3 protein-coding genes and 1 pseudogene are annotated in these 5,488 nt (G+C 46.6%); all 4 read right to left on the bottom strand.

Going from position 1 to position 5,488, the window contains the following annotated elements; genetic code table 11:
• Positions 1–472: 472 nt before the first annotated feature.
• Positions 473–1,564, bottom strand: coding sequence for a BsuBI/PstI family type II restriction endonuclease (locus BBW68_RS07395; protein WP_070134635.1), 1,092 nt, complete (start codon positions 1,562–1,564; stop codon positions 473–475).
• Positions 1,561–3,357 carry an HsdM family class I SAM-dependent methyltransferase gene (locus BBW68_RS07390; RefSeq protein WP_070134634.1) on the bottom strand — a complete coding sequence of 599 codons (1,797 nt, stop codon included), beginning with the start codon at positions 3,355–3,357 and terminating at the stop codon, positions 1,561–1,563. The genes BBW68_RS07395 and BBW68_RS07390 overlap by 4 nt, the downstream gene beginning before the upstream one ends.
• 279 nt (positions 3,358–3,636) lie before the next feature.
• A pseudogene (locus tag BBW68_RS07385) lies at positions 3,637–4,974 on the bottom strand (replication endonuclease); the annotation flags it as partial.
• Between the two features lie 71 nt (positions 4,975–5,045).
• Positions 5,046–5,488: transposase (locus tag BBW68_RS07380; protein WP_186821299.1), on the bottom strand; the 443-nt coding region annotated here is incomplete at its 5' end.

Genomic DNA, 5,488 nt, shown 5'->3' with positions numbered 1-5,488 from the left:
GCGCTATCAGGCCCCACTGGTATAACGGCGGTCTGACGCCTAACGAATCTGAGCGGACTACTTACAGTCTAATGCTGTGGCCAGTATTAGTTGACCACTACACATTAGCTACTGGCGTTAACTGGATAAATTCGTATGGCATTAGGCGTCCCTGCATACTTCACTTGAAGTTGAGGGCCGCCATTTTACAGTCAACCAGGATAATTCCCAACCAATATGACTATAGCATAATACTGTTTTTATATACAGATATCACGAGCTTAATTTGGGCCCGTTCTCGCGGCACAGCCTACGCATACATGTTTGCCCCTCAGCGCGCAATGCTATCTCCGCCACGCCTGCCCGCTTTGTGGGATGGTTTTCATGCAGGTGCATGACGTTATACAAAGCCCGCCAGAACTAGCGGGCAGAAGTGATGAAGGTCTTTCAAGGATCATGCAAATTCATGCAGTAGCTACACGCAAGCACTCAATCAACTATCGTCATGACCACCACTTAGCTTGATTGCTTTGCCATCACGCAAATCGATTAAATTTTCTGGTTCTGATACGAACCATGCATAAGATCCCCAGGCCAGTTCACTTATAGTTTTTTTGAACGGGGAGGCTCCACGATCCATAAAAGCTGTTAGGAAAGCGAGATTCTTGTTACTGAAGCCCGCATCCGCTGCAATTTTAGTTAATGCAACTTTTCTTTCACGATTTACAGGTCCATCAGTCGCGACAACCTCTGTGAATATGAATAGCATATCCGCTCCCGATTTATCTTCGCCGAGATCGACAAGAATAATATCCGGAAGTGCTTTGGAAGCATCAATTTTTAGTCCTAGCGAATTTGCCAGCTCTTCGTCACGAGTCACAACTTTATTCCCTGACTCTGAAAGCCACAGGACTGCCGGGACCTTAAGGAATTTTGCTGCAAAGACTTCGATAACTTCTTTTGCTATCACGCTAGATGGTCCCGGTGCGAGGGTTCGTTTTTCTCCACCAGGAAAAGTAACAGTTAGGCTATCGTCCGAATTCGTAATACTAAATTTTATCAGGCGAATTCTCGCCAGAGCTGCTTTATTCAAATGCGTATTTTGCCAAATTGCAATTTTTCCAACTAAATCTTCAGTAGAAAGGCTAGGGTCAAATAAATCAGCAAACGAATTATTTAGACAGTATCGCGGCTTTGACGATGTGGTGGGGATCCCTTTTCTTTCGATAACAGCATGACAAGGTATTAATCCTCCTCTTAAAGTTTCATCCCTGATGGGTTCCCGAGAATTAGCAGCATACCAAGCATCAATAGGTCTTTTGCCTTTTTTTGAAAGAGTATCGCTCAGCCACTGATGACGCTCTTCTACTGATCGCTTTGAAGACTGCTCATCACCCATGTCAGTGACTTGACTGGGCCTAATCCATTGCTCATTGCCTTCTATAGCATCTACATATAACATGACGAAGATGGTTTTCGCAGCCATTTCCCTGATAACATAATTTCTATTTTCAGTTCCATCCGGAAAAATAACATTTAGCCGTCTATGTATTTCAGCTATTTTAAGTAAGTCAGGCATCTTCATGAAACCGAAACTCCATATATATTTGCAATAATCCCCTCAAGCTGAAAACTATTCATGCCAGAATCAATTAGTTCTCGAAGCTCATGCAATCTTGAAATATCGGGTATTGGAATAGCATTCAACTCATATGCTGAGACAGCTACACTTCCACTGATGCAGCGAAATATTCTATCCACAGTTGCCGAATTAAGGATTTTTTCAATAACTCCAATATCAACATCTGACAAAAAACCATTTGTATTAATAACGTTAACATGGTTTTCAACAATCACTCCACCGAACTCATCAATGAATCCCTGAGGGATTATCGCTGCCATTATCCTTTTATCTTGCTCTTTAGAGGTAGTTCTTTGAACAAGTATGCATTCGTTTTTAGTTATGAGAAACTCTTGTTTTTTCATGACCTCAATGTAAGGTACATGGTTTTTCCTGGTCGCGTTGAATTTAAAGCCTTCATGCGTAACAGATTCAGCCCATATCAGTGGATAGTAACCTTTTTTCTTAAGCTGTCTGAGTTGTGGCTTGAATCTATTCCATACTAGCTGGCCTGTTGAAACTGTGTAACCTAAATCTGAAAGGCTAAGAGATAATTTTTTTATTTTATTAATAAATATGGCATCGTTTTTTTTACGTGGTAACAGCCAGATTTTACCGCCCTTTTCAATATGAACTTTTCCAAGGCTTTCTATTTTTGCTTTATTTAGCCCCTTGGGAATCAAGGAGGATACAGAAACCGGAATATTGTATGTGCCCGCTCTGAAGGTAGCAAGCATAGTTTCCTGTAAAACATCATCAAACACCCCATCCCTGTCCGAGATAAAATCGAAAAAAAATGGTGTAGTGTTTCGCGTTAAAAGGTCTCTAAGCGAAGTAAAATATTGCCCCCCAAGAAAAGAAGTAGGTGTAAGAAACGCGATTACTCCTGTATCCGGCTTAATTAAACGAACAGCCAAATCAGTGAATAAACCATATAAGTTTGCATGACCAAAAAGGGAACGAGAAAATTTTTCACGCATTTCAGATGAAAGCGAAACTCTTCCGTAAGGAGGATTTCCCATCACCAAATCAAATTTGCCTAAATCATTCTGAATTAGTGCATCCCCCACCACAATTATGGAGTCTGGAATGCGACGTTTAGCACTAATGCAGATGGCCATAACAGCCGCTTCAAGGAGAACCAGACTCATCCATGCGGCAAATGGATCGATTTCAATACCCCTCAATCGCTTAACAAGCCTTCTGAAAATCCATTCAGGTGAAGAACCTTTCTCGTTTTTAAGCATTCTCAAAGCAACGGGGGCAAGAAAAGCTCCACCACCACATGCAGGGTCAATCACCGACGCTTTGAAAAAATCCACTCCACTTTTTTCTGCCATATCGAGTAAACGAGCCACAAGTGGGGGAGGTGTATAGTACGCCCCTTTTTCAGAACGGTATGCAGCAGGTAGCATGACTGTATATATGGAACCAATCAGAAAGCCAGCATCTTCAACCGGGAAAAGTGCGATTAATTCTCCCGTTCTCTCCGCAACTTGCTCAGCATCCACCGCAACATCCTCAAGCCAAACTGAGGATGCAACCGCCTTAATTTTAATTGTAGACGTATGTTTTTTAGCAATTGATGACCAGTAGGCATCAATAACCCTGGCGCAATAGGAACGAGCCTGTACAAGTCTTGTTTTATCGTCATCAAAGTTAGCCGCATAGCCTTTAGCCATCGCTTTACATGTCTGATACCGCTGCAAAAGTGTTAATTCTGCATCTTCAATAAATTCAAGCTGTTGGACGTACATAGTTAATTCCTACTTTCAGGTAGCCGGGATCTAACTTACCTATCGTTTTAAACGACGCCAGAATAACAGGCTTAATGTTGATAAGTGAACCTATCAGTTAAGCAGAAATCTGTTACAGCAGGCAGATATTAGCAGCCGTCAATGCTGGTATTTATCAGTTTTCAAACAGCAACTGCTTAACTTTTGCTCTCCTTTCTTATTCTTCCCTGCAAACTATTTCTCGATATCTAGCTTTCAAACGGGAAAGCAGAAAAAATTATAGAGAATTTATTGTTTCTTATTGACAGAACTCCAAGGGGCGGCAGAGCCGCCATGAAAATCAGCCTCCGCTGGCGCATCGGCCAGTTTGGCGATCTTTTCCCACTTAACCAGATGCGTGAGAACTTCAGAACCGGCGATGAACGGCGAATAAATACCGTTAACGCGCTGGACGTCTTCAGCATATTCATTCCCCATCTCGGTAATTTCGTAGCAAAGGCGGATCACTAAATCGTCACGCGCAACCAGCGGGCTACCCTGCGCCATTGTGTAAGAGGCCCAGCAGCTGGCGACTGAAGCTGACGCCAGCACGGCATCCATTTTACTGTCCGGCAGGCAGGCATCTTTAAGGCGGCGCAGTTCACGCCATACCGTGACCGGCGCACCGCCGATTTGCTGAAACTGACGAACAGACCAGCGCGACGCCCAGGCCGAAACGGCTTTCGCCATATCGCGCATGTTTGCGCCGGTTTCATCGTCTTTTTCGCCATCTATCGCGTACCCGTCAATGTTCTTTGAAATATATTTTGCGATATAGCCCGTCGCGCTGCCCTTGCTCGGGTCGATATCTTCAGCATGAAGATGCGCCTTGCGTGCTTCCGGCGTGTTCATCTCGTGCGCATCTTCTGCACGCGCATAGCGGGCCATAATGTCGTACACGCGCTGTTTATGCTTAGGCTCCATAAACAGCTGCATGTGCCAGTGCGGGGTACCATCGTGATGCGGCTCCACCACACGAAAACCGAACAGGTGAATCCCTTCACGCGAAAATGCGGCGCGGATTTTTGACCAGACATTACAAAGATACCGCTGCGTGTCTTTCGGGCTTGAACCGTTCCACTGAGAGATAAAGCCGCCCTGGCTGTAAACAGCATGGTATTTAGAGGGCGCGGTCAGTGTATAGAACACGCCCACGCAGCCGGTTTCGTTCGCCACATCCGCAAAGCCACGCATACGCGTCATAAGCTCACGGCGACGTATCGCCGGATTAACCACATTGCGGTTAACCATTTCATCCAGCGCAATGCGATCCCCTTCTTTGTTTATCAGATCGTAGCGCTTAAAGAAGTCCCGGTTGCGTTTCTTCTGCTCCACCCATTGGCCCAAAGTGCTGCGAGAAACGTAAGGCAAGGCAGATTTCTGCATTTGCCCCACCGTTATCGCCATGTGCTCACGCTGTAAATCACGCATTTTCTTGAGGCGGCCGCGCCACCACTCAGGGGCCATCATGCGCAGCAGGCCGGACTGCGCCTTACGCAGGCTAAGTACGCCTTTACCCGCCTGAAATTCAGACCAGTAAGGCGGTACGGTGCCAGTCAGCGCGGTAAGCTCAGCAATATAGCGATAGGCCGTCAGGGTAATGACTTCCAATCGAGTCCGTCAAGGTGGTGTAAATGCAGATCCAGCCTTCCGGTCCGGTAATATGTCTGTTAAGCGCTGAGTGGCAGCGCCTCGATCACATCGTTTTCAGCGGTCTGCTCTATCTCCGCCATGCTGTGCTGCGGCAGGTAGCGGTTCTGCAACAGCCATTCTTCGTTCTGCTCCGTCAGCACCGCACCCAGAAGCCGGGTTATGCTCTCTTCGTTGGGTAAGATACCCACCACGTGGGAACGCCGCTTCACCTCTTTATTCAGGCGCTCCAGCGTGTTCGTGGAGTGGATTTTCACCCGGTGCGCTCCCGGGAACCCGAAGTACGCCAGCCCCTCCGCCTCCGCTTCGTCCATCATCTCTGTGACTGCCGGGAAGTTCTTTTCCAGCTGGGCTGCGACCTCGCGCCAGGTGGCATGGGCGTTTTGTTCCTCCGTCTGCACGAACACCTGTTGCAACGCGGCACAGACAACCGACTGGCTGGCTCTGCTGCCAGGCCCCAGCA

The organism is Candidatus Erwinia dacicola (assembly GCF_001756855.1).
Taxonomy (GTDB): Bacteria; Pseudomonadota; Gammaproteobacteria; order Enterobacterales; family Enterobacteriaceae; genus Erwinia; species Erwinia dacicola.
The sequence above is the reverse complement of the archived record's forward strand: the minus strand, read 5'-3'. Positions and strand labels throughout refer to the sequence as shown.